The organism is Kocuria sp. CPCC 205260, from assembly GCF_040981045.1.
GTDB classification, from domain to species: Bacteria; Actinomycetota; Actinomycetes; order Actinomycetales; family Micrococcaceae; genus Kocuria; species Kocuria palustris.
Map to the genome: position 1 here is coordinate 138,668 of NZ_JAVKPT010000004.1, position 22,738 is coordinate 161,405.

Genomic DNA, 22,738 nt, shown 5'->3' on the forward strand with positions numbered 1-22,738 from the left:
GGCCCGGTCGTCACCCACCGATCGTCCTTCGAGGCCAGCTCGCGAGGTCGGCCAGCATCTGCCGGTCGTGGGTGACCACGACCACCGCGCACTCCGCCGTCTCCAGTGCCGCGGTGAGCTCCTCCGCCAGCGTGGCCGACAGGTGATTGGTGGGCTCGTCCAGCAGGAGGAGGTCCGGGCGCTGGGCCAGGCACATGGCCAGCTGGAGCCTGCGCTGCTGCCCCTGGGACATGCGTCCCACCGGCGTGGCGGCGGCCGCCCCGTCCAGCAGCCCGAGCGACACCGGATCGGGCGCCTTCCCCCGCAGCCCCAGACGCCCCAGGTGCTCGTCGTGCACCCGGTGCCCGCTGTGCTCGGGGTCCCATTCGGGGACCTCCTGGGACAGCAGGGCGATCCGCGCCTGCGAACCGAGGCCGACAGCGCCCGTCGTCGGGCTCAGCCGCCCGGCGAGCACGGCCAGCAGGGTGGACTTGCCCGCCCCATTGAGGCCGGTGAGCACCAGCCGGTCTCCGCCGCTGAGCTCCAGGCTCACCAGCTCGCTCAGCCGCCCTTCGACAGTGAGATCCCGCGCCAACAGCAGCGGCTGCCCGGGCTTCGCGTCCATCGAGGGCCAGCTCAGCCGCAGCGGCGGCTCGGGGACCGTGATCTCGTGCCGCTCCAGCTCCTCCACCCGGCGGTTGAACGCCTGGACGACGCCGGCCGAGCGCGTGGCACGCGTGTGCTTGCCCGTGCCCTTGGGCGGTCGCCATGCGCCCTGCAGGCGGGAGCGCGCCTCGTCGGCGGCCTGGACCAGCCGGGCGTGCTCGGTCTCCTGAGCCGCCCACTCCTGCTCCCACTGCTCGCGCTCGCGCCGTCGCCCCTCGAGCCAGCCCTCCAGACCGCCCGTGTAGTGACGGGGCAGTCCGTCGCGGCTGGGATCGAGGTCCAGGAACGTCTCGGCCACCTCACCCAGCAGCGCCCTGTCGTGGCTCACGACGACGACCCCGCCCGGGTGCTCCTGCAGGCGCTGCGCGAGGAATGACAGCGCTGCGGCATCGAGGTGATTGGTCGGCTCGTCGAGCAGCAGCAGATCGGGCGCTGCGCCCAGCGCCATCGCCAGGCGCACGCGATAGCGCTGCCCCACCGACAGGCTGCTCAGCGGCCGCTGCCGGTCGCTGCAGGCGTCCAACCCGGCCAGGGCGGTGTCGACCCGGCGCTCGGCGTCCCAGGCCTCCAGGGCGGTGGCGGTCTCCAAGGCCGCTGCGTAGTCGTCGTCGGAGTCCCCGCCCTCGGCGAGCGCTGCGGCGGCCTCCTCGAGAGCCGACAGCGCGGCCAGGGACGGTGCGATCGCCTCGGCCACGAGATCGCCCACGGTGCGGTCTCCGTCGACGGCCATGGCCTGCTCGACCAGGGCGAGCGTGCCGGATCGGTGCACGCTGCCGGAGTCCGGCTGCAGGGTGCCGGCCAGGACGTGGAGCAGGGTCGTCTTGCCGCGGCCGTTCTCGCCGACGATCGCCAGTCGCGACCCCGCGGAGACCGTGGTGTCGACGCCGGGCAGGACGACGCGGTCGCCCAGGACCACGCGGATCCCCTCGGCGCGCAGGTGGGCGCGGGCGCCGGCGGGCTGGCCGGTGGTCAGGGATGAAGAGGAAGAAGAAGTAGTGCGCATGCTGGTCTCTCGAGCTCGTCATGGAGCCGGACAGCATGAAGGAGCCGTCCGGCGTTCGGCCGTGGACGGCGTGCGAGAGTCAGTGAGCGCTCCGCCGCCGTCAGCGGCGGGTGCGCAGCTTCATCGAAGCGATTCCCAGAGGCATGGATCCCATGGTAGGCGCGGATTCCGGCGGTGGGCAAGCGGGACGCCCGCGTACCGTGGAGCTGCCGAACGACCATCCGAACCCGCCTCGGCCGAGGAGCCCCATGCCCGTCCGCGTCCCCGTGATCGCCCTGACCGGCCACCTGGGCGCCGGGAAGACGAGCCTGCTCAACCACCTGCTGCGAGCCCCCGGGGCCAGGCTGGGCGTGGTGGTCAACGACTTCGGGGAGCTCAACGTGGATGCGGCTCTGGTCTCCGGGCAGGTCGACGAGGCGGCCTCGATCTCCGGCGGCTGCCTGTGCTGCCTGCCGGATGCCGGCGGGCTCGACGAGGCCCTGCGACGCCTGGCCCAGCCCCGCCTGCACCTGGACGCGATCCTCGTGGAGGCCTCGGGCGCAGCTGATCCTCTGGCGCTGTCGCGGATCATCGGCAGCTCCGAGGTCGGCACTGTCCGCCACGGCGGGGCGATCGAGGTGATCGACGCCGTGACCCACTTCCAGACCGTGGACGCTCGCGAGACGCCGCCGAACCGCTTCGCGGTAGCGTCTCTGGTGGTGATCGGCAAGGCGGATCTGCTCGCGGATCAGGACCGCGAGGCCGTCGTGGGGAGGATCTGCGAGCGCGTCCGGGCTCGCAATCCCGACGTCCCGATCGTGCAGGCGGTGCGCGGCGGCATCGATCCCGCCCTGGTCTTCGACACCGCGGCCGACGACGACCCCGTCGATCAGCTGCCCTTGGCGCGCCTGATGCGCGAGCAGAGCGCCGAGCAGCACGACCACGACCACGCGCAGGCGGTCTCCGTCGCCCTCGAGCATCCCGTGGCTCCCGGGGCCCTGGTCGAGCTGCTCGAGGATCCGCCGCGCGGGGCCTACCGGCTCAAGGGCCGAGTGCGCGTCCACGGCTCGCGCGGGCGCAGCGGCTTCCGGGTCGATGTGGTCGGGCCGATGATCCACGTGGCGCGGCTGCCGGAGCCGTCGGAGCCCGGGGAGCTGGTGGTCGTCGGGCTGGACCTGGACGCCGACGACGCCCGTCGACGCCTGCAGGAAGTCGCAGCCTCGCAGCCCTCGTCCGCTGACGCCGCCGGCCTGCGCCGGCTCACCCGGCTGCAGCGGCTGAGCCGCTGACAGGGCCTCGAGGCACCCGGGCCATCGCGGTTGGTGACAGATCGGCACCCCATCAGAGCTGATGGGGTGCCGATCTGTCACCAACCGCGGCCCGCTGGCTCCGATCGATCTCGGAGCGGGTCGCGGGCCCGCCGATCAGGCGCCGGGAGGGAAGTCGCCCTCGTGCACGACGGACTGCGTCGCCTCATCCCAGGTGAAGGTCGAGACCGCATTGCCGCGCGGGTTCGCGGTTGCGGGGTCCTGCCCGGGGGCGACATAGGGGTAGTCCACCGTGAGGGTGTCACCGCCGGTCGACTCGATCTGCGGGAGGTACGGCTGCGGCTCGGAGGTCGCCGTGCCCAGGTACTCGGTGCCGTGGTACAGCAGGATGTGCTGCGGTGAATGCGTCGCATTGCCGTACTGGACCGTGATCCAGGACAGGTCCGCGCAGGCGTCGAAGCCGCTGGTGTCCGCGAACTCCAGGTTCGGCTCCACCGTTTCGCCGGTCGTCGGGCTCACCCAGTCGGGGAGGCTCCCGCCGTCGCGCAGCAGCACGCGCTCGCCGCTGGGACCGGCGCAATCCTCCTGCGCGGCAGCCGTCTCGGGGCCGCTCGGTGCGGCGACGGCCGCCGGGATGCCGGGTGCGGTGAGCAGCGCAGCAGCTGCGCCGGCGGTCAGGATGCGGGTTCGGATGCTGGTCGTGCTCGTCATCGTCCTCACCTCTTGAGGTCGTGATTCGTCTGGTGCTCGTCGTGAGAATGCGGGTTTCGTCTCAGCGGACGCCCGGAGGGAAGTCGCCCTCGTGATCGACCGACTGGGTGTCGTCGTTCCAGGTGAACGTGGACAGCGCGCGGCCCTCCGGAGGCGGAGTCCCCTGACCGTCCTCCATGTAGGAGTAGACGATCGCGAGCCTGTCGTCGGAGACCTGCTCGATCTGCGGCACATGCTCCAGCGGATGGGCGGTGGCGGTGCCCAGGTACTCGCCCTGGTGGAACAGCAGCACCGCATGCGGCGCATGCTCCACGTTCCCGTGGGGGACGACGATCCACGAGAGATCGGAGCAGCCCGAGTAGCCGGACGTGTCGGCGAGGTCCGGGTTGGGCGGCAGATCGAGGTACGGCTCGAGCTGGGCGCTTCCGTCGGCGAGCGCCTGGGCCGCGGTGGGGCCAGAGCACTCCTCGACGGGAGCCGTGGGTGCGGACTCGCTGCTCGCGGTCGCCGCCGGGGCTCCGGCCGACAGGAGCAGAAGCGGTGCCGCCGTCACGGCGAGGGCACTGGTGCGGATCCGGTTGCGTTTCATGAGGCTCACCTCGTTCGCGTTTCCTGCATCGCTATTTGCGATAGCACCTACGTTTGCGGTCGCGATTCACGGTCGCAAGGGATCGTTGCAGGATCGTGATGCCGCGAAAGCCGCCGATCCGGCGCCTCACGCGTCATGGCGCGGATCACAGTCCTGATCTCCAGTGAAGAGCTCGCGCGTCATCGGGTCTGGTGACAGTTCTGCACTCCATCAGCGCTGATGGAGTGCAGAACTGTCACCAACTGCGACCGGAGCCTCGGCTGATCCTGGTGTGGAACGCGGCCCGGTCTCAACCCAGAAGATCGCGCGCCGCGGTCTTGGCCTGCTCGAGGACCTCTCGCTGGCTGCGGCCCAGCGTTTCGGCGGCGCGGGCGACATCGCGGAACTCCGGCTCGGCGCGGCGCACCTCACCCGGCTCATCGCGGGCGACCTTGACGGCGATGCGCTGCCCGTCGATCTCGATCTCCTCGAAGGACCTCGTGCGGATCACCCGCTCCACCGGCGCATGCCGCACGCCGAGCGAGCCGGTGAGCCCCAGGATCCGCTGCGCCTGCTCATCCACCTGATCGACCTGCACCAGCGCGTGCAGGATCTGAGCGGGTCGACCGCGCTTCATGTTGATCGGCGTGAGCCAGGCATCCAGCGCGCCGGTTTCCAGCAGCGCGTTGATGATCCCCGGCCGACGCCCGCGGGAGCCTCAGTGCCTGAACCCCATGGCTCCGAGCCCGCAGGACCGCAGCCCGGCCCAGCCGACGACGACCGCTCCGAGCCCTCCGCGACGCGCGACCCACACCGGCAGCAGCGGGCGGGGCGCCTCGAGGGCCTGGCGCAGCTGGACCTCAAGCGAGGCGGCCGTCGGGGCGCGCCCGAAGCCGTGCTGTGCGATGCCAAGTCGCCCGCGCAGGTCTCGGCGATCGCCGCCGAGTACGCGCGGCTGGCCCGGGAGGGCGCGGAGGACCCGGGTCCGATCCTGTTCACCCCCCGCGGATGCGGATCGCGCCCGGGCCGTCCTGGAGGCCCTGCCCGAGGCCGCGCACCACGAGCAGGCGCGGCTGCTGGCCTGGCCGCCGCAGCCGCCCGAGCCCACCGGAGGACTCGTGATCGTGGCGTGCGCCGGCACGAGCGACCTGCCGATGGCGCGGGAGGCCCTCGAGACCGCTCGATACCTGGGCCGACCGGTGCGGCTGATCGCGGACATCGGGATCGCGGGGCAGATCGCCGCCCCCGTCGTGGCTCTGCCCACCTCGATGGGTTACAGCGTGGCCGCCGGCGGTCATGCTGCGGCGCTGACCATGCTCTCGGCGCGCGCACCGGGCATCGGCGTGGTCAACATCGACACCGGCTACGGCGCGGGGCACCTGGCCGCGCAGATCGCGCGGTGGGCGCCCGCCCCTGATCAGCAGGAGGCGACCGAGCCGCCGCCGCGGTAGCTGCACTTCTCCAGCTGCCTGCCCTGGGGCGTGAGCAGCCGCAGGGTGTCGCCGGTGTTGTTCCAGACGTAGTTGCCCTGCTTCCAGTACAGGGTCGTCGACGAGTTCGTGCCCTTGCCCGTGCGGATCACGACCTGCTTGCCCGCCCCGATCCGGGTGCCGCGGGGGAAGACGAACGTGTGGTTCGCGGCGTCCTTGATCCGGTATCCGGTGGCATCGATCGTGCGGCCGCTGGTGTTCTTGACGACCATGTACTCCTGGTTGATCGCCGCGTTCGTGCGGCGATCCTTGCCCGCGGGGTCGTACTTGATCGAGACGACGTCCAGCGGCTTGGCGACGGCCGCCTGGGCGGCCGGGGCCATCGTGAACGGGGCGACGGCGAGCAGACCGGCGGACAGGGCGAGGCCGAGCGTGCGGCGCAGGGACATGAGGGACCTCTTCGAGGGTTCGGCCCGGGCGCGGACGCTGCGGGGAGGAGGGGTCGAGGCCGGTGGCGCCTCGGTGACCGAACAGTAATCCAGCATGATGACTTCTCATCCTGCGTGACGCAGTGCGTCAGGCCATGTCACTGCTGCGCCGGGTCTGTCGCACCGCACGGAGGCCGCTCGCGCACGGCCACTATCAGGCGTGAGAAATAACAGCAGCGCAGCCGGGCGGATGACGGACCCCGCGCCTCCGGCCGCTCCCCCTCAGCCCTCCCCGCTGGCCGGACTGGGCTGGGGCCTGCTGGCCGCCGCCGGCCGCGCCGTGCTCGCCGGCCTCTCGATCGCCCAGCAGCCGCCTGCCCCCACTCTCGCTGGAGGGGCGGCCTTCGCCTACCTGTCGGTCGTGAGCATGCTGCTGGGCTTCTTCGCCTGGTACCGCGGGCTGGGCATCGGCCCCATGGCGCAGGATGGACACGAGATCCTGACGACGACGCCCAGGAGGCCACCGTGACCCAGCCCCGCATCCACCTGCTGCCAACCGACGACGACGGCTTCCGCGAGGCCGTGGCCGCAGGCGGGGGAAGCCTCGTGCAGGACGCCGCTGCGGCCGAGGCCGTCGTCGTGCCCTTCAAGTCGGACCCGCAGGACCTGCTCAGTGCGGTGGAGCACGAGGGGATCCGCTGGGTCCAGCTGCCCTCGGCCGGGATCGAGGCCTTCGCGGAGTCCATGCGCCGCCGCCCGGACATCGCCTGGACCTCCGCCAAGGGCGCCTACGCCCTGCCGGTCGGCGAGCACGCCCTGGCCCTGACGCTCGCGCTGCTGCGGGACCTGCCCCGCCGGGCCGTCGCGCGGACCTGGGAGCCGCAGTCGGGGCGCTCGCTGCATGGCATGCGGGCCGTCGTGGTGGGCGCCGGCGGGATCGGGCGCCGGATCATGGACCTGCTGCACGTGTTCGACGTCGAGGTCACGGCCGTGCGCCGCCGCCCCGAGCCGGTCGAGGAGGCCGATCGCACGATCAGCACCCACGATCTGCCGGACGTGCTGCCCTTCCAGGACGTCGTGATCGTGGCCGCCGCCCTGACCGAGGACACGCAGCACCTGATCGGGCGGGCCGAGCTGGAGGCCATGCGCACCGACGCGATCCTGGTGAACATCGCCCGCGGGGGCCTGGTCGACACCGATGCCCTGGTCGATGCTCTGCATGGGCAGCGGATCGGCGGTGCGGCCCTGGACGTCACCGATCCCGAGCCCCTGCCCGACGGACATCCCCTGTGGGAGCTGCAGCGGTGCCTGATCACCCCGCACACCGCCGACACCATGGAGATGATCCGCCCGCTGATCTTCGCGCGGATCGAGCGGAACCTGCGGGCCTTCGCCTCCGACGGCGAGCTCGAGGGCGTCGTCGATCCGCGGGCCGGGTACTGAGTGCGTCGGCCCCGCGCACCGCGTCCCTGGGGACGGCTCGGGCGCCGCGCAGGTACCCAAGCGTGGTCATCGCTCTGTATCGGCCACGGATCCATCCGTCTTCACTTCATGCGCAAACAAATAGGTCGATGACCTGCAGATTCATCTCCGATCGCCGCTATGGCGCGCATCGGCCCCGCCACCCGACCCCCAGCGGGGCGGAATGCGTCCCCCGATCTGAGGGCATCGCACGGCGCGCGGCCCGCGATCGGCTTCCGCCATGATGGAAATCCACTGCCGGAACCGGCCTGTGACCTGGCGCTTCGAGGCCTCTCTCACCTCGCGCTCCCGCAGGTCGCCCCAACGGCGGCGGACTCGGGACGGCTTGCCGCCGCGACCGAGGCCGCGAAGCGCGCCGTCGTCCTGCTCAGCCCGAAGGGGGACGGCCAGATCGTCAGGACCTGCCATGTCCCGCACTGCCCCGTCGGATCCGAGGGCCCGCTCCTGGGCCTACGACTCCGTGATCGTCGAGTACCAGACCGTGCACCGCGAGCCGCGCATGGTCTTCGACGACCTGACCCGCGCAGGATTCGAAGCCTGCGCCGCTCTGGCTGACGCCGTCTTCGACGAATGCACCGAGGGCGCTTCCGCGAAGCAGGACCCGCATGTGCGCTGCTTCCTGGGCTCGGAGGGCCCGGGAAGGTACCTGCTCGGCTTCGAGGTGCCGCGCGAGCAGGAGCCCCCGCGCGGACTGAGCCGCCTGCGGGAGCAGCTCGGATTCGGGCGCTCCGCCGACGGGGGCGATCCGATGCTGCAGGGCCGTCTGCTGTCCGCGACCCACCTGGTCGAGGACCTGCTGCTGGGAGTGGACACGATCTGCTCGACCGCTCCCGGCAGTCTCAGCGTCGGCATCGCGGATTCCGGCCCGGAGGCCACGGTCGAGTTCATCGACGGCGTGCGGGTCCTGCGGCGCATCCACCCCAGCACGTGGCGTCGGCTGCAGCGCAATGACATCCAGGACCTTCTGCGGAGGACCCTGGCGCCGTTCCAGGACCCGGAGCTGTACACCATGAACGTCAAGGAGCTGTCGCCGTACGGCAGCCTGGCCTCGAACTGGACGATGACCTCGAGCGAGCAGCTGCGCCGCTTCGTCGGCGGCGGCCTGCTGGAGCTGCCCGAGCTCGGGGCTCCGGCGCCTCAGGACCTGCTGGCCTTCTGAGGAGCCTCAGCGCCGCTGCAGCAGCACGGCGGTCTCGCTGTGACCGGTGTGCGGGAACATGTCCAGAAGCCGCGCCTGCACCGGGCGCCACGACGGCATGGCCGCCAGGTCGCGGGCCAGCGTGCGCGCATTGCAGCTCGAGTAGATCAGGCTGCGGACCTGCGAGTCCTCCAGTCGCTGCGCCAGCTCGACGCCCAGCCCGCGCCGCGGCGGATTCACGACCACCAGCGGCACCTCGCCCTCCAGCGAGCGCTCCACGGCGGTGGCGTCGCCGGCCGTGAACGTCACCGCCCCGGGCCCCGACGTCGGCAGGCCCATCTCGGCCGCCGCCTGTCGCGCGGCCTCGACCGCCTCGGCGGAGATCTCCACGCCGTGCACCTGCCGGCCCGCAGCAGCCAGGTGCAGCGCGAAGCCGCCGACCCCGCAGTACAGGTCCACGACCTCTGCGGGCTCCAGCTCGCGCGCCCACTCCACGGCCTGGCGGTAGAGGGCGGCAGCGACTTCGGTGTTGGTCTGGAAGAACGAGCGCGGCCGCAGCCGCAGCGGGATGCCGTTGATCGGCATGGACAGGCTGTCGCCGTCGGTGAGCACGTGCTCCACCGGGCCTTCGAGCACCGCCTGGTGCTCCGGCTGCAGGTTGGCCGTGACCACACGCAGCCCCGGCAGGGCCTCGAGCAGCACATCCAGGTGCTCGCGGATGCGCCCGAGCATCTTCTCGGAGCGGAGGACAAAGCGCAGCATCAGCTCGCCGTCGGGCGAGACGGTCACCAGCACGTGCTTGAGCTCGCCGCGGCCCTTGGGGACGTCGTAGGGCAGCAGACGAAGCTGGGTGCAGAACGCCGCGATGATCGGCAGGGCCTTCCCGATCGGCTCGGGGTACAGCGGGCATTCGCGCAGATCGATGCCGCGACCGCGCGGATCCAGGATCCCCAGCGTGGGGTGCCGGACGGTGCCCGCCACGACCATCTTGGCCTTGTTGCGGAAGCCCGACTCCGCGCTGGCCACGGGCTCCAGCCACGTGAGCCCGGACGTGTCGGCGCCTCCGTCGTCCAGCAGCGCCCGGACCCCGTCCTGCTTGGCCGTCAGCTGCTGCGCATAGGGTTGATCGATCAGGGTGCAGGAATCGCACAGCCCTCGGTCGTGATAATCGCAGCGCACGGCTCAGAACCCTATCGGCAACGCAGACCCCGCAAGGAGACGACCATGGCGCAGCAGCCCCGGCGCGCACCTTCGCCTGCCGTGATGCGCGGTCGACGCGACCCCGCGCTGTCCGTCGAGCCCGTCGACTGGACTCCGGCCCCCGCACGCAGAGCGCAGCAGGCCACGGAGGAGGCAGAGCAGCAGCAGCGCCGTCGCCAGGAGCAGCAGCGCCTGAACCGGCAGCGGCAGCAGGTGGCGGCCCGGGTCAGCGCCGGCCCCTCCGCCCCCGCACCGCAGCCTCCTGCCGATGCCCTGTACACCGTCGCCTCCGGAGCGCCTGCTCCCACGGCCCGCGGCTCGCGGGTGCGGCTGTCGGAGGATCGGGTCCACGTGGTGGGCGCATGGGATGCCACGCTGGCGCAGCTGCAGGAGGCCGTCGATGCCCCCGACGACGTCTGGACCGTCGACCTGGGCCGCACGGACCACTTCCTGCGCGGCGAGCTGTGCGTTCAGGTGACCCGAACCGAGGGCGCCGTGGTGGGGATCTTCCGCTCCGGATGGGCCACTGCCCGTCGCCCCGAGCAGCCGCTGCCGGAGGAGCCGGGCTCGGCCCCGCGCGCGTCGGGCAAGCAGGGGACCCGGTACCCCACCACCCAGCGCGACCTGCTCGAGCGCCTGCGAGCGGCCGGCTTCGAGGTCACGACCTCCGGGCCCACGCACGGGAAGATCACCCACCCCGAGCACCCGGGCCGCTTCCTGCCCTTCGCCTCCACGCCGTCGACCAGCAGGCACGGCCGTCACATGGTCACCGCGGTGCGCCGCGTCTTCGGGATCGACCTGCGCGATCGGCCCTGAACAGCCCCTCGCGCGCATGTCGATAGGATCGGATGCGTGAAAGCCCTGCTCCTGGAGAACATCCACACCGAAGCCGAAGACATCCTGCGCCGCCACGGGGTCGAGGTCGAGACCCGGGCCGGCGCCCTGGACGAGGACGAGCTGATCGAGGCCCTGGAAGGAGTCGATCTGCTCGGCATCCGCTCCAAGACCCAGGTCACGCGCCGCGTGTTCGAGGCCAGACCCGACCTCATGGCGGTCGGCGCGTTCTGCATCGGCACGAACCAGATCGATCTGGAGGCCGCCTCGGACACAGCCACTCCGTGCTTCAACGCCCCGTACTCCAACACCCGCTCGGTCGTGGAGCTGGCGATCAGCGAGATCATCGCCTTGGCCCGCCACCTCACGGACAAGAACCGGGACATGCACGCCGGGCTGTGGGACAAGTCCGCCAAGGGCGCCCATGAGGTCCGCGGACGCACCCTGGGCCTGATCGGCTACGGCAACATCGGCAAGCAGCTCTCGGTGCTCGCCGAGGCGATCGGCATGCACGTGTACTTCTACGACGTCCGCGACGAGCTGCCCATGGGCAACGCCCGCAAGTGCGCCACCATGGACGAGCTCTTCGAGAAGGCCGAGTGCATCTCTGTGCACGTCGACGGCCGCGGCTCCAACAAGGAGCTCATCGGCCGCGCCGAGTTCGAGAAGATGCGCCCGCGCACCCTGTTCCTGAACCTCTCCCGCGGCCACGTGGTGGACATCGACGCCCTGCACGACGCCCTCGCCTCGGGGCACATCGCCGGGGCCGGGATCGACGTCTACCCGGAGGAGCCCAAGGCCGCAGGCGAGGCCTTCGAGTCCCCGCTGCAGGATCTGCCCAATGTGATCCTGACGCCGCATGTGGGCGGATCGACCGCCGAGGCGCAGGAGAACATCGGGCAGTTCGTGGCCGGCAAGCTGCTGGACTACACCGAGAACGGCTCGACCGAGCTGTCGGTGAACTTCCCCGAGGTCACGCTCACCCGGGTCAGCACCGGGGTGCGCCTGCTGCACATCCACGAGAACGTCCCGGGCGTCCTGTCCGCGGTGAACAGCGTCTTCTCGCAGCACCAGGTGAATGTCGACCGCCAGGCCCTGGTCACCCAGGGCGAGACCGGCTACCTGGTCACCGACTGCTCCTCCGGGGTCACCCGGGAGGTCATCGACGAGATCCTGGGGCTCGAGGCCACCAAGCGCCTGGCCACGATCCAGGCCGACTGACCGGCAGCGTCCCGCACCGAGGCTCCCAGCGCCGCTCGCACCCTGCGATCCAGCAACCCGAGTGCGCGCTGGGAGCCTCCTGCAGATAGGCTGAGGTGCCACCCGTCACACCTGCGATGCGGAGGCCTCCATGCCGAACTTCCCCTGGTCCGTTCCCGGACCGAACGACGACGCCCACCCGGATCATCCCCGCGGAGGCTCCACGCCCGTGGGGCACAAAATCCCCGGCGATCACCTGATCGGTCAGGAGGCCGATCCGCGGCGCAACGAAGAGATCGATCAGCTCTCCCCGGGTCAGCGCAAGCCCGCCAAGCCCACCCGCACGGTGCAGATCCAGTGGCTCGGCCTGGCCGTCGGCCTGGTCCTGGGCATCCTGGTCTACCTGGTCATGCCCGGCGACGTCCCCCAGGAGGCGCGCCTGACCGCCGCCACGGCTGTGCTCATGGCCGTGTGGTGGATGACCGAGGCGCTGCCCATCCCCGCAACGGCTCTGGTCCCGCTGATCGTCTTCCCCACCCTGGGCTCCACGCCCCTGGACGACGTCGGCGCCTCCTACGGCAACAACGTCATCTTCCTGTTCATGGGCGGCTTCCTGCTGGCGCTTGCCATGCAGCGCTGGAACCTGCACCGGCGCATGGCCCTGCTCACGGTCCGGCTGATCGGCACCAGGCCCCCGCAGATGATCGCGGGATTCATGATCGCCACGGGCTTCCTGTCCATGTGGGTCTCGAACACCGCCACCGCGGTCATGATGCTGCCCATCGGCATCTCGGTGCTGCTGCTGGTCAACAAGACATCGGATGCCATCGACGACCCCGTCGACGCCGATGAGGAAGCGGCTGCGACCCCCGTGAAGTCCAACTTCGGCACGGCCCTGATGCTCGGCATCGCCTACGCCGCCTCGATCGGCTCCCTCGGCACGATCATCGGCACCCCGCCCAACACCCTGCTGGTGGGTTACATGGCCTCCGAGCACGACGTCCAGATCGGCTTCGGGCAGTGGATGATCGTGGGCGTCCCGCTGGCCGTCGTCCTGATGGCCGCGTGCTGGTTCCTGCTGACCAAGGTCCTGTTCAAGCCCGAGATCGACGAGATCCCCGGCGGCCGGAAGCTGATCGACGACGAGCTGGCCAAGCTCGGCACCACCTCCGCCGGGGAGAGGCGCGTGCTGGTGATCTTCGTGCTGGCGGCACTGGCCTGGGTCTTCGTCCCGCTCCTCACGGACTGGGTCGGAGCGGACACCCCGCCGATCACCGATGCGGGCATCGCCATGACGGTGGGCGTGCTGCTCTTCCTGCTGCCGGCGGGTGCTGCGCGCGGCGTGCGGCTGCTCGACTGGGACTCCGCGCTCAAGCTCCCCTGGGGCGTCCTGCTGCTGTTCGGCGGAGGCCTGGCCCTGTCGGCGCAGTTCTCGTCGTCGGGCCTGACCGAGTGGATCGGCGACGTCGCTTCCGGGCTCGGCGGGCTTCCTGTCGTGCTGCTCGTGGTCCTGTTCGCGGCGGGGATCCTGTTCCTGACGGAGCTGACCTCCAACACCGCGACCGCAGCGACCTTCCTGCCCGTGGCCGGCGGCATCGCCATGGGCATGGGCATGGATCCGCTGCTGCTGGCCATCCCGGTGGCCCTGGCGGCCACCTGCGCCTTCATGCTCCCGGTGGCCACCCCGCCCAATGCGATCGCCTACGGCTCGGGCTACGTCTCGATCCCGCAGATGATCAAGGGCGGCATCTGGCTGAACCTCTTCGGCCTGGTGCTCAACACCGCGGTGACCATGACGCTGGCCGTCTGGGTCTTCGGGATCGCCTTCTGATCCCTGACCCGCACGAGGAAGCCCGTCCCCGCCATCACGGCGGGGACGGGCTTCGTCGTGCGCAGGGTCCGGATCAGCGGTCGACGCCGATGACGTCGCCGCTGCTCGCGTCCACGTCCACGTCGATCTCGTCGTCGAACTCGACCTGCCAGGCGATCGTGCCGTCGTCCTCGTCCAGCGAGACCTCGGTGACGGTGCCGTCCTGGTCGGCGGAGGCCGCCTCGATGGCATCGGCCATGGAGACCTCGACCGAGGCGGGATCCACGTCCTGATCGTCCTGCTCGGTCTCGGTGACCTCGGTGGACAGGTCCTCGCTGACGCGGACCTCCTGCTCGTCGGAGCCCTCGACCACGGTGACCTTCCAGCCGGCGGCGCCCTTCTCCTCGATGGCCACGGCGGTGGAGCCGTCGAGCGTGCCCTCGGCCGCGCCCAGGATCTCGTCGAGCTGCGCGGAGTCCGCGGGGACGCCCGAGCCGGCGGCGGAGGAGGGGCCCTCCGAGGCACCCGCCGACGCGTCATCGGAGGCGTCGGCCGAGGCATCGTCGGACGCGTCATCAGATGCATCCTCCGAGGCGTCATCGGACGCGTCGTCCGAGGCATCGTCGGAAGCACCCTCGGACGCGTCGTCGGAGGCATCATCCGATGCGTCATCCGAGGCGTCGTCAGACGCGTCATCCGAGCTCTGCTCGGTGGCGTCGTCCGAGGTGCCCGTCGAGGCGTCGTCGGAGGCATCCTGGGACTGCGACTGCGCGGCATCGGCCCCGTCATCCGAGTCGGCATCGTCGGCGGCGCTGCAGCCGGCGAGCAGGAGGGCGCTCAGCCCGAGCACCGGCAGCGCCAGGCTCAGCGAGCGGCTGCGCCGACGGCGACCGACGCCGACCGCCGATGCCATGACACCCTCGGGCGGGGAAGCATTCACGTGCTGATCAGCATTGTTGGTATCCATGGCCCCACCTTGGCCCAGTCGACGGACGAGCTCAAGGGCTAGGGCAGCGGCTTGCCGCCGCCGTCTCAGCTGGCACTCATCTGCACTCCACCGGGCACTCATCCTCATGTGACTGAATCTGCATCCCGGCAGTCCTCGGTGCGTCTCCGTCAGCACCATCTACTATCTTGAGACCATGCTCGCACCCTGTCGGGCTGGACCGCCCTGCATCACCCGAGCCCCGTGGAAGGAGGCGCATGGGATTCCTCGACAACCTCGAACGCGGCATCGAGAAGGCCGTGCGCACCGCGTTCTCCACAGGATCGCGGCGACGCATCGAAGCAGTGGAGATCGCCAGCGCGCTGCGTCGCGAGCTCGACGAGCACTCGTTCACGATCTCGGCCGGGCGCACCATGGCGCCCAACGACTTCATCGTCGAGTTCTCGGACGAGGACTTCCCCCGCGCCCAGGAATGGGGCACCCCGCTGGCGGAGGAGCTGTGCGAGGTCGTCATCAAGCACGCCCGCTCGCAGGCCTACACGCTGCAGGGCTCCGTCCGCGTCTCGTTCACCCGCAATCCGGAGATCGAGCGCGGCAGCTTCGAGATCATCTCCTCGGCCCGCCGCACGAGCACCGAGGACGCCGCCCCGAGCCCGTCAGCCGCTCGTGAGGCTCCTCGTCCAGCACGGCCCGCCGGGACTCCGCACCGCACGCCTGAGAACTGGGTGCCGGTGCTGGACATCGACGGCCAGCGCCTGAGCGTGGAGGCCGACTCGATCATCCTGGGCCGCTCCTCCGGCGCGGACATCACCGTCGAGGACACCGGGGTCTCGCGCCAGCATCTGGAGATCCGCCGCGAGGGGGAGCACTGGCTCGCCGTGGACCTCGGCTCGACCAACGGCTCCTTGGTGGACGGCCAGCGCCTGCGCGGACGCACCGAGCTCGTCAACGGCGCGGTCATCGAGATGGGCCGCACCCGCATCGTCTTCCGGCTCGTCGCCCCCAGGAGGACTCGGAAGAATGTCTGAGCTGACCGTCACGCTGCTGCGCTTCGGGTTCCTGGCACTGCTGTGGGTCATGATCCTGGCCGTGGTCCTCACGCAGGGCCGCGACCTCTCCGTGGACCGGCGCCGCCGCAGGTCCTCCGCGCGCAGCGGGCAGCAGCGGCGCGGCGCCGCCCCAGCACCCGCTGCGGCCGGGCCTGCGCCCCGTCATCTCCCCAGCACCCTCGTGGTCCTCCAGGGCCCCACCGGCGGGCGGACGCACCAGCTCGGCAGCGCCCCCGTGACCATGGGCCGCTCCTCCGAGTGCGACATCCCCCTGGAGGACGACTACGCCTCCGGCCGCCACGCCCGCCTGTTCCCGCAGGGCTCGCGCTGGTTCCTGGAGGATCTGGGCTCGACCAACGGCACCTACATCGACGAGCAGCGCCTGACCCGCGCCGTCCCCGTCGACCCCGGCCGCCCCTTCCGCGTGGGCAAGTCCGTGCTGGAACTGAGGTCCTGACCCATGGCCCTCGCCTTCCGCTTCGCCGCCCGCTCGGATGTGGGCAGGATCCGCTCCAAGAACGACGACTCCGCCTACGCGGGTCGTCATCTCGCCGTCGTCGCCGACGGCATGGGCGGGCACGTCGGCGGTGACGTCGCCTCGGCATCGGCCGTGATCGACCTGACGCATCTGGACCGCGGCGGCTTCGGCGGCCACGCCGTGACCGAGCTCGCCGACGAGATCCAGAACGCCAACCAGAACCTCGCGGAGCTGGTGCGCCAGCAGCCGCGCCTGGCCGGCATGGGCACCACCGTGACCTCGCTGCTCATCGACGGCAATCAGATCGCCCTGTGCCACATCGGCGATTCCCGCGCCTACCGCCTGCGCGGCGACGCCTTCGAGCAGATCACCACCGACCACACCTTCGTGCAGCGCCTCATCGAGGAGGGCCGCCTGCGCCCGGAGGAGGCCGAGACCCACCCGCATCGCAACGTCCTGATGCGCGTCCTCGGCGATGTCGACGCCTCGCCCGAGCTCGAGGCCGAGGTCTACGACGCCGTCGTCGGCGAGCGCTGGCTGCTGTGCTCCGACGGGCTCAACGCGGTCATGAAGCCCGCGGCGATCGAGTCGCTGCTGCGCTCGGACGCCGAGCTCGACGAGATCGCCCAGACCCTGGTGCGCGCGACCCTCAAGCGCGGCGCCCCGGACAACGTCACGGTGGTCGTGCTCGAGGTCGTCGACGCCGCCGACCTAGAGTCCGCTGACACCGACCTGACCGGCGCGCTGCCGGATCCGGACGAGGCCCTGACCTCCGATCAGCTCACCGAACGGGCCCGCGCCTCCGCTCCCGCGCAGGAGCCCGAGGCCGTCACGGCGCCGGCACCATGGGCGGCGTCTGCGCAGGAGCAGCCCCAGGAGCCGCAGGACACTAGCGCGGCCGAGCTGCGCCGCGGTCTCGACGAGCTGCCGCATGTCCTGGTGGGTGCAGCGGCCAACGCCACGCAGACCGGCCGCATCCCCACCGTGAGCGGCTCCGCGGCCGCACGTCGTGCGACCCTCGTGCGCACCTCCGCCGCGGACTCCCTCACGGACATCTCCGAGGTCGACTCCGCCCTGCAGACCCGCAGCTCGCACCGGCGCGGCCGGATCATCGGCAGCGTCGTGGCAATCCTCGTGGTCGCCGCGCTCGTCACGGCCGGGGCGCTGGCCTATGCATGGACCCGGGGGCAGTACTTCGTCGGCTCCGACGGCGACAACGTCGCGATCTACCAGGGGGTGGACCAGAGCCTCGGGCCCATCCAGCTCTCCGAGGTCCAGCAGTCCACCGACCTGGCGGTCGACGACCTCCCCGGCTACGCCCGCTCGCGAGTCGAGGACACGATCGCCGCCAATGACCTCGGCCACGCCGAGAGCATCGTGCTCGGGCTGCGCTCGGACGCCGCGCGCTCCGACCGCGAGCGCCAGGAGGCCGAGGACGAGGCGCAGGACTCGGCCAGCCGCGAGCCCTCGCCCGGGTCCACCGGCACCGTGAACTACCCCGAGTCCTCCAGAAGCGCCGATGAGGGAGGGGAGGGCTGATGTCGACCCAGGCCGCCGCCCCCGCACTCGGCACCGCCTCGCGGGAGCCGATCCAGCGCCGCAGGCGCGTGACCGAGCTCGTGCTGCTGCTGCTCGCGCTCGCCCTGGCCGTCGGGGCCAACTTCCTCGTGGACCCTGAGCGCTTCGCCGAGGACAGCGGGCATGTGCTGCGCACCGCGATCGTGCTGGGCGTCGGCTCCCTGCTCGTGCATGTCATCCTGTGGATCCGCGCCCCGTACGCGGATCCGTACATCCTGCCGATCGTCGTGACCCTCAACGGCCTCGGCCTGGCGATGATCCACCGTATCGACCTGCTGATGGACTCGGACGCCGCAGGCAGCCAGCTGCTGTGGACGGGCGTGGGCGTGGCCGCCGCTGCCGCGGTGCTCCTGCTGCTCAGGGACCACCGGGCGCTTCGCAAGGTGACCTACATCTCGCTGGTGGCCTCCGCCCTGCTGCTGATCCTGCCGCTGCTGCCCGGGCTCGGCACCGAGATCAACGGAGCACGGATCTGGATCTCCATCGGCGGGCGGACCTTCCAGCCCGGCGAGATCGCCAAGATCACCCTGGCGATCTTCTTCGCGGGCTACTTGTCCACGAACCGCGACGTCATCCTGCTGGCCGGGCCCAAGATCGGCCCCCTGCATCTGCCGCGCTTCCGGGATCTCGCGCCCCTGTTCGCCGCGTGGCTCGTGGCCATCGGGGTGCTCGTGCTGCAGCGCGACCTCGGCACCGCGATCCTGTTCTTCGGCCTGTTCGTGGCCATGCTCTACCTCGCCACCGGCCGCCTGAGCTGGATCATCCTGGGGCTGATCTTCGTGGCCGCCGGAGGCTTCGTGGCCTCTCAGACCTTCGGCCACGTCGCGGCCCGTCTCGACTCCTGGATCCACGCCTTCGATCCGGAGATCTACGACGCCCCCGTCGGCGGCTCGCGCCAGATCGTGCAGGGCCTGTTCGGCCTGGCCTCCGGCGGGCTGTTCGGCCAGGGCTGGGGCCAGGGCCGACCCGATCTGGTCTCCTATGCCAATTCGGACATGATCATCACGGCCTTCGGCGAGGAGCTCGGGCTCATCGGCGTGTCCGCGATCCTCATCCTGTTCTTCCTGCTGGCCTCGCGCGGCTACCGGGCCTCGCTGGGCACCCCGGACACGTTCGGCAAGCTGCTCGCCGCCGGCATGGCCTCGATCATGGTCATCCAGCTGTTCGTCGTCGTCGGCGGCGTGACCCGCGTGATCCCCCTGACGGGCCTGACCACGCCGTTCATGTCGGCAGGCGGCTCCTCGATGCTCTCGAACTGGATCATCGTGGCGCTGCTGCTCGCGATCTCGCATTCCGCTCGCCGCCCGATCGTGTACGGCCCGGCCAGTGACGAGGAGATCGCCGAGTTCGAGGCCCACGAGCAGGAGGAGGCCGAGCGGGCCAAGGCGGAGGAGGCCGCTCGCCTCGAGCGCGCCGAGCGCCGTCGCGCGCGTCGCGAGGAGCGCTCCGACGACGATCCCGAGGAGGAGGCCCCCGCAGGCTCGGCCGCTCGGCGAGCTTCGGGCCTGCCCGGGGCGCAGAGCCGAGGCGGCTCCGGCCGAGCTGGCGAGCTGGCCCCCGAGGCCAGCTCCGAGGAGACCGAGGTCGTCCCGCTGGCCCGCGGCTCCCGCTCCGCAGCAGCTGATGAGGACGACGAGCCCACCGAGATCCGCACCCCAGACCCGGCCGCAGACCTGCGGCCCCGCCGCTCCGGTGGGTCAGCCCAGCACCAGAGCCCGCAGGACACCAGAGGAGGCAGGCCGTGAACCGCTCGATCCGTCACGTGTGGATGGCAGCCGTCGCCATGTTCGCGGTGCTGCTGCTGGCCCTGACGTCCATCATGTTCTTCCAGCAGCGCTCGCTCGCAGCCGACCCCTGGAACACCCGCACCCTGTACGAGCAGTTCGGCAGGGACCGCGGCTCGATCCTGGCAGGCGGCGAGGAGATCGCCCGCTCGGTGCCCACCGAGGGCGACTACGCCTTCGCCCGGGAGTACCCGCAGGGCGATCTCTACTCCGAGGTCACCGGGTACTTCTCCCCCGTCTACGGCGCCACGGCGCTCGAGCAGGAGATGGGCGATGAGCTCTCCGGCTCCTCGGACGACCAGTTCTACAACCGGGTGATGTCCACGCTGTCCGGCGAGCAGCAGACGGGCGCCTCGGTCGAGACCACGCTGGATCCCGAGCTGCAGCAGATCGCACAAGATTCGCTCCAGGGCCGCCAGGGCGCCATCGTGGCGATCGAGCCTGACACCGGTCGGATCCTGGCCATGGCGTCCTCGCCGGGGTTCGACCCCAACAAGATGTCCTCGCACGACACCGAGTCCGTGATGGCCGCCTCGGAGGCCTACAGCAGCGATCCGGCCCAGCCTCTGGTCAATCGCACGATCGGCGGCGATCTCTACGCCCCGGCCTCCACGTTCAAGCTGATCGACACCGTCGCGGCCCTGGAGTCCGGCGAGTACACGACCGACACCGAGATCCCGAACCCCCAGGAGCTCGAGCTGCCCGGCACGAGCATCACCCTGCCGAACTACCGCGGCGGCCCGTGCGATGCTCGCGACGTTGCCGACTTGCAGTTCGCCCTCGAGAACTCCTGCAACGTGCCGTTCGCCCAGATCGCCATGGACCTCGGCGAGGACCGGATCGCCCAGACCGCGGAGAACTTCGGCTACGGCCAGGACCTCGACATCCCCATGTCCGTGACGCCGTCCAGCTTCCCGGAGGGCATGACCGACGCCGAGTTCGCCATGGCCTCGATCGGGCAGTACGACGTCCGCTCAACCCCCATGCAGGTCGCCATGATCTCGGCGGCCCTCGGCAACGACGGCGTCCTGATGAAGCCCCAGCTCGTGGACCAGGTCCGCTCCTCGGACCTGTCGGTGATCCAGGACTTCGAGCCCGAAGAGCTGAACCAGGCGACCTCTGCGGATGTCGCTGACACCCTGGAGGATCTGATGGTCTCCGACGTGGACAATGGAATCGCCCGCGGCGCCGCGGTGCCCGGCCACTCGGTGGCGGGCAAGACCGGCACCGCGGAGATCGGCTCCGAGACGGGCCTCACGGACTCCTGGTTCACCGGCTTCGCGCCCGCGGATGATCCGGAGATCGCGATCGCCGTCGTGTTCGAGGACGTGGACACCACCACGGCCTCCACGCTGACGTCCCCCACTGCACAGCGCATGTTCGAGGAGGTGCTCACCCGATGAGGCCCTCCAAGAAGACTGTCCTCGGCGGCCGGTACGCCCTGACCGATCGGATCGCGATCGGCGGCATGGGCGAGGTGTGGAAGGCGAAGGACCAGGTCCTGGGCCGCATCGTCGCGGTGAAGATCCTCAAGGAGGAGTACAACGGCGATCCGAGCTTCCTCCAGCGCTTCCGCGCCGAGGCTCGGCATACCGCGCTGCTCAATCACCCGGGTGTGGCCAACGTCTACGACTACGGCGAGGACAACGGCTCCGCCTACCTCGTCATGGAGCTGGTCCCGGGTGAGCCGCTGTCGAACCTGATCGACCGCGACCGCCGCCTGCCCGTGGACGATGTCCTGAACTACATCGGGCAGACGGCCCGCGCGCTGGCCGCCGCGCACGCGCAGGGTCTCGTGCACCGCGACGTCAAGCCCGGCAACCTGATGATCACGCCGGAGAAGCGCGTGAAGGTCACCGACTTCGGGATCGCCCGCGTGGCCGATCAGGTCCCGCTGACGGCCACGGGCCAGGTCATGGGCACCGCCCAGTACCTGGCTCCCGAGCAGGCCACCGGACAGACCGCCACCGGCTCCTCGGACATCTACTCGCTGGGCATCATCGGCTACGAGTGCCTGGCCGGAAAGCGCCCGTTCACCGGCGATTCGCAGATCGCGATCGCCCTGGCGCAGGTCAACGACCCGCCCCCGCCGCTGCCCAAGGATGTCCCGCCGGGGCCGCGCGCGCTGATCATGTCCATGCTCGCCAAGGACCCGGCGGACCGCCCGTCCACGGCCGGTGCGCTGGCCAGCGCGGTGGACGCGATCCGACGAGACGACCTCGAGGCCGCCGTCGTGGCCGTTCCGGGCATGCGCCCCTTCCTGGACGGAGAGGTCTCCGGCCCCACAGGAGCCGACGCCAAGCCCGCGAGCTCCGCCGCTGCGGGCGAGCGCGCCCAGGAGGATTCCGCCGACGATTCCACCGCGGCCTTCGACACCGTCGACCCCGTGACCCCCGCGCCCTCGGGCCCCGATCGCACGGGCAACCCGGCGGCCCCGCGCAGCTCCTCGAGCGGCGGCTCCGGGTCCTCGAAGGCCGAAGGCGGCGGCTCGAGGACCGCGCCCATGCTCATCGGCGCCGTCATCGTCCTGACTCTCGTGGTGATCGGGCTGGCCGTCATGCTCGTCCTGGGCAGCGGGGGCGACGACTCGAGGACCCCGGAGGGGACCGTCTCGACCGCCGGCGCCTCGAGCGGGGCCGGGGGCGGGAGCGTCGAGGTCGTCGCCCAGGACCTGATCGGGCTGGACGTCGACGATGTCGTGGCCGATCTGACGAGCCGGGGGCTGAACGTGGAGCAGGTCGGCCAGGCCAGTAGCAGCCGCCCCGAGGGCGAGGTGCTCGCCGTCTCGCCGGCCGGCACCCTGAACCCCGGGGACACCGTGACCGTGACGCACTCGAGCGGCCCGGAGATGGCCACCCTGCCCGATGACCTGACCGGTCGCCCGGCGCAGGACGCCGCCGATGACATCACTGCCCTGGGCGTGAACGTGGATATCTACTACGAGGAGTCCGACGCGCAGGACGACGGCGACGTCGTCAGCTCGGACCCCGCCGAGGGCCAGGAGGTCGAGGTCGGCTCCTCGGTCGCCCTGACCGTCGCGGGCAGCGCCGATGACCAGACCTCCGCGGCATCCGCCGAGACCTCCCAGACCCGTGCCGCGTCGGAGCAGGGCCCCAGCCCCGACGCGCTCGACACCGAACAGAACGCAGCAGTTTCGGCCGGCGCCTCCCCCGGCGCCGAGCAGTCCCTGCCCGTGGAAGGCTGATC

20 protein-coding genes and 1 pseudogene are annotated in these 22,738 nt (G+C 71.1%); 14 read left to right on the forward strand and 7 right to left on the reverse strand.

What is annotated here, in order from left to right; translation table 11 throughout:
* Window positions 1-10: 10 nt before the first annotated feature.
* A complete protein-coding gene (locus tag RF645_RS09090; protein ID WP_058872078.1) occupies window positions 11-1,648 on the reverse strand; it encodes an ABC-F family ATP-binding cassette domain-containing protein in 1,638 nt (545 codons plus the stop codon).
* Window positions 1,649-1,896: 248 nt separating this feature from the next.
* Here RF645_RS09090 and RF645_RS09095 point away from each other — a divergent pair, with 248 nt between their 5' ends.
* A complete protein-coding gene (locus tag RF645_RS09095; RefSeq protein WP_368818956.1) occupies window positions 1,897-2,916 on the forward strand; it encodes a GTP-binding protein in 1,020 nt (339 codons plus the stop codon).
* A gap of 135 nt (window positions 2,917-3,051) precedes the next feature.
* Here the strand turns inward: RF645_RS09095 and RF645_RS09100 are convergent, their stop codons facing one another.
* From RF645_RS09100 to larC, 3 genes are all read right to left on the reverse strand, one after another.
* Complete coding sequence (locus RF645_RS09100) at window positions 3,052-3,606, reverse strand: LppP/LprE family lipoprotein (RefSeq protein ID WP_058872076.1); 555 nt, start codon at window positions 3,604-3,606, stop codon at window positions 3,052-3,054.
* A gap of 61 nt (window positions 3,607-3,667) precedes the next feature.
* Window positions 3,668-4,195, reverse strand: coding sequence for an LppP/LprE family lipoprotein (locus tag RF645_RS09105; RefSeq protein ID WP_058872075.1), 528 nt, complete (start codon window positions 4,193-4,195; stop codon window positions 3,668-3,670).
* 289 nt (window positions 4,196-4,484) lie between these two features.
* Window positions 4,485-4,868 (reverse strand): nickel insertion protein, encoded by a 384-nt coding sequence (gene larC / locus RF645_RS09110; RefSeq protein ID WP_082677037.1) that lies wholly within the window; start codon window positions 4,866-4,868, stop codon window positions 4,485-4,487.
* 424 nt (window positions 4,869-5,292) lie between these two features.
* Here larC and RF645_RS09115 point away from each other — a divergent pair, with 424 nt between their 5' ends.
* Entirely contained in the window at window positions 5,293-5,625 is a 333-nt protein-coding gene (locus tag RF645_RS09115; RefSeq protein ID WP_327033490.1) for a hypothetical protein, read from the forward strand.
* Here RF645_RS09115 and RF645_RS09120 read toward each other — a convergent pair.
* Entirely contained in the window at window positions 5,592-6,053 is a 462-nt protein-coding gene (locus tag RF645_RS09120) for a lamin tail domain-containing protein (protein WP_058872073.1), read from the reverse strand. The genes RF645_RS09115 and RF645_RS09120 overlap by 34 nt on opposite strands.
* Window positions 6,054-6,375: 322 nt before the next feature.
* Between RF645_RS09120 and RF645_RS09125 the strand changes: the two are divergent.
* The 3 genes and pseudogenes from RF645_RS09125 to RF645_RS09135 all read left to right on the forward strand — a co-directional run.
* Window positions 6,376-6,516, forward strand: a pseudogene (locus RF645_RS09125) (EamA family transporter); the annotation flags it as partial.
* Between the two features lie 41 nt (window positions 6,517-6,557).
* Window positions 6,558-7,475, forward strand: a complete 918-nt coding sequence (locus RF645_RS09130; protein ID WP_201023910.1) for a D-isomer specific 2-hydroxyacid dehydrogenase family protein — start codon at window positions 6,558-6,560, stop codon at window positions 7,473-7,475.
* A 445-nt stretch (window positions 7,476-7,920) separates the two neighbouring features.
* The gene (locus RF645_RS09135; protein ID WP_058872071.1) at window positions 7,921-8,673 is read left to right on the forward strand and encodes a hypothetical protein; all 753 of its coding nucleotides are present in this window, start codon (window positions 7,921-7,923) and stop codon (window positions 8,671-8,673) included.
* Between the two features lie 6 nt (window positions 8,674-8,679).
* Here the strand turns inward: RF645_RS09135 and rlmC are convergent, their stop codons facing one another.
* Complete coding sequence (gene rlmC / locus RF645_RS09140) at window positions 8,680-9,831, reverse strand: 23S rRNA (uracil(747)-C(5))-methyltransferase RlmC (protein ID WP_058872070.1); 1,152 nt, start codon at window positions 9,829-9,831, stop codon at window positions 8,680-8,682.
* A gap of 45 nt (window positions 9,832-9,876) precedes the next feature.
* Between rlmC and RF645_RS09145 the strand changes: the two genes are divergently transcribed.
* From RF645_RS09145 to RF645_RS09155, 3 genes are all read left to right on the forward strand, one after another.
* Window positions 9,877-10,668 (forward strand): hypothetical protein, encoded by a 792-nt coding sequence (locus tag RF645_RS09145; RefSeq protein ID WP_058872069.1) that lies wholly within the window; start codon window positions 9,877-9,879, stop codon window positions 10,666-10,668.
* 36 nt (window positions 10,669-10,704) lie between these two features.
* Complete coding sequence (gene serA, locus RF645_RS09150; protein ID WP_058872068.1) at window positions 10,705-11,907, forward strand: phosphoglycerate dehydrogenase; 1,203 nt, start codon at window positions 10,705-10,707, stop codon at window positions 11,905-11,907.
* Window positions 11,908-12,037: 130 nt separating this feature from the next.
* Window positions 12,038-13,717 carry a DASS family sodium-coupled anion symporter gene (locus tag RF645_RS09155; protein WP_082677036.1) on the forward strand — a complete coding sequence of 560 codons (1,680 nt, stop codon included), beginning with the start codon at window positions 12,038-12,040 and terminating at the stop codon, window positions 13,715-13,717.
* 73 nt (window positions 13,718-13,790) lie between these two features.
* Here the strand turns inward: RF645_RS09155 and RF645_RS09160 are convergent, their stop codons facing one another.
* Entirely contained in the window at window positions 13,791-14,663 is an 873-nt protein-coding gene (locus RF645_RS09160; protein WP_058872067.1) for a PepSY domain-containing protein, read from the reverse strand.
* A 236-nt stretch (window positions 14,664-14,899) separates the two neighbouring features.
* On the opposite strand from RF645_RS09160, the gene RF645_RS09165 reads away from it, so the two are divergent.
* The 6 genes from RF645_RS09165 to RF645_RS09190 are packed head-to-tail and all read left to right on the forward strand — an operon-like array spanning window position 14,900 to window position 22,736.
* Window positions 14,900-15,670: a DUF3662 and FHA domain-containing protein gene (locus RF645_RS09165; RefSeq protein ID WP_058872066.1), complete on the forward strand. Its 771-nt coding sequence runs from the start codon at window positions 14,900-14,902 to the stop codon at window positions 15,668-15,670.
* Window positions 15,663-16,148: an FHA domain-containing protein gene (locus tag RF645_RS09170; protein WP_058872065.1), complete on the forward strand. Its 486-nt coding sequence runs from the start codon at window positions 15,663-15,665 to the stop codon at window positions 16,146-16,148. The genes RF645_RS09165 and RF645_RS09170 overlap by 8 nt, the downstream gene beginning before the upstream one ends.
* Before the next feature lie 3 nt (window positions 16,149-16,151).
* Complete coding sequence (locus RF645_RS09175) at window positions 16,152-17,708, forward strand: PP2C family serine/threonine-protein phosphatase (protein ID WP_058872064.1); 1,557 nt, start codon at window positions 16,152-16,154, stop codon at window positions 17,706-17,708.
* A complete protein-coding gene (locus RF645_RS09180) occupies window positions 17,708-19,492 on the forward strand; it encodes an FtsW/RodA/SpoVE family cell cycle protein (RefSeq protein WP_082677035.1) in 1,785 nt (594 codons plus the stop codon). The genes RF645_RS09175 and RF645_RS09180 overlap by 1 nt, the downstream gene beginning before the upstream one ends.
* The gene (locus RF645_RS09185) at window positions 19,489-20,934 is read left to right on the forward strand and encodes a penicillin-binding protein 2 (RefSeq protein WP_058872063.1); all 1,446 of its coding nucleotides are present in this window, start codon (window positions 19,489-19,491) and stop codon (window positions 20,932-20,934) included. Before RF645_RS09180 ends, RF645_RS09185 begins: the two co-directional genes overlap by 4 nt.
* Window positions 20,931-22,736 (forward strand): protein kinase, encoded by a 1,806-nt coding sequence (locus RF645_RS09190; RefSeq protein WP_058872062.1) that lies wholly within the window; start codon window positions 20,931-20,933, stop codon window positions 22,734-22,736. Before RF645_RS09185 ends, RF645_RS09190 begins: the two co-directional genes overlap by 4 nt.
* The last annotated feature ends 2 nt before the right edge of the window (window positions 22,737-22,738 follow it).

Bases quoted from the DNA above. Each gene is read 5' to 3' on its own strand.
- RF645_RS09090 (WP_058872078.1), bottom strand. From the start codon at position 1,648: ATGCGCACTACTTCTTCTTCCTCTTCATCCCTGACCACCGGCCAGCCC.
- RF645_RS09095 (WP_368818956.1), top strand. From the start codon at position 1,897: ATGCCCGTCCGCGTCCCCGTGATCGCCCTGACCGGCCACCTGGGCGCC.
- RF645_RS09100 (WP_058872076.1), bottom strand. From the start codon at position 3,606: ATGACGAGCACGACCAGCATCCGAACCCGCATCCTGACCGCCGGCGCA.
- RF645_RS09105 (WP_058872075.1), bottom strand. From the start codon at position 4,195: ATGAAACGCAACCGGATCCGCACCAGTGCCCTCGCCGTGACGGCGGCA.
- RF645_RS09120 (WP_058872073.1), bottom strand. From the start codon at position 6,053: ATGTCCCTGCGCCGCACGCTCGGCCTCGCCCTGTCCGCCGGTCTGCTC.
- RF645_RS09135 (WP_058872071.1), top strand. From the start codon at position 7,921: ATGTCCCGCACTGCCCCGTCGGATCCGAGGGCCCGCTCCTGGGCCTAC.
- RF645_RS09145 (WP_058872069.1), top strand. From the start codon at position 9,877: ATGGCGCAGCAGCCCCGGCGCGCACCTTCGCCTGCCGTGATGCGCGGT.
- RF645_RS09155 (WP_082677036.1), top strand. From the start codon at position 12,038: ATGCCGAACTTCCCCTGGTCCGTTCCCGGACCGAACGACGACGCCCAC.
- RF645_RS09160 (WP_058872067.1), bottom strand. From the start codon at position 14,663: ATGGATACCAACAATGCTGATCAGCACGTGAATGCTTCCCCGCCCGAG.
- RF645_RS09165 (WP_058872066.1), top strand. From the start codon at position 14,900: ATGGGATTCCTCGACAACCTCGAACGCGGCATCGAGAAGGCCGTGCGC.
- RF645_RS09170 (WP_058872065.1), top strand. From the start codon at position 15,663: ATGTCTGAGCTGACCGTCACGCTGCTGCGCTTCGGGTTCCTGGCACTG.
- RF645_RS09175 (WP_058872064.1), top strand. From the start codon at position 16,152: ATGGCCCTCGCCTTCCGCTTCGCCGCCCGCTCGGATGTGGGCAGGATC.
- RF645_RS09180 (WP_082677035.1), top strand. From the start codon at position 17,708: ATGTCGACCCAGGCCGCCGCCCCCGCACTCGGCACCGCCTCGCGGGAG.
- RF645_RS09190 (WP_058872062.1), top strand. From the start codon at position 20,931: ATGAGGCCCTCCAAGAAGACTGTCCTCGGCGGCCGGTACGCCCTGACC.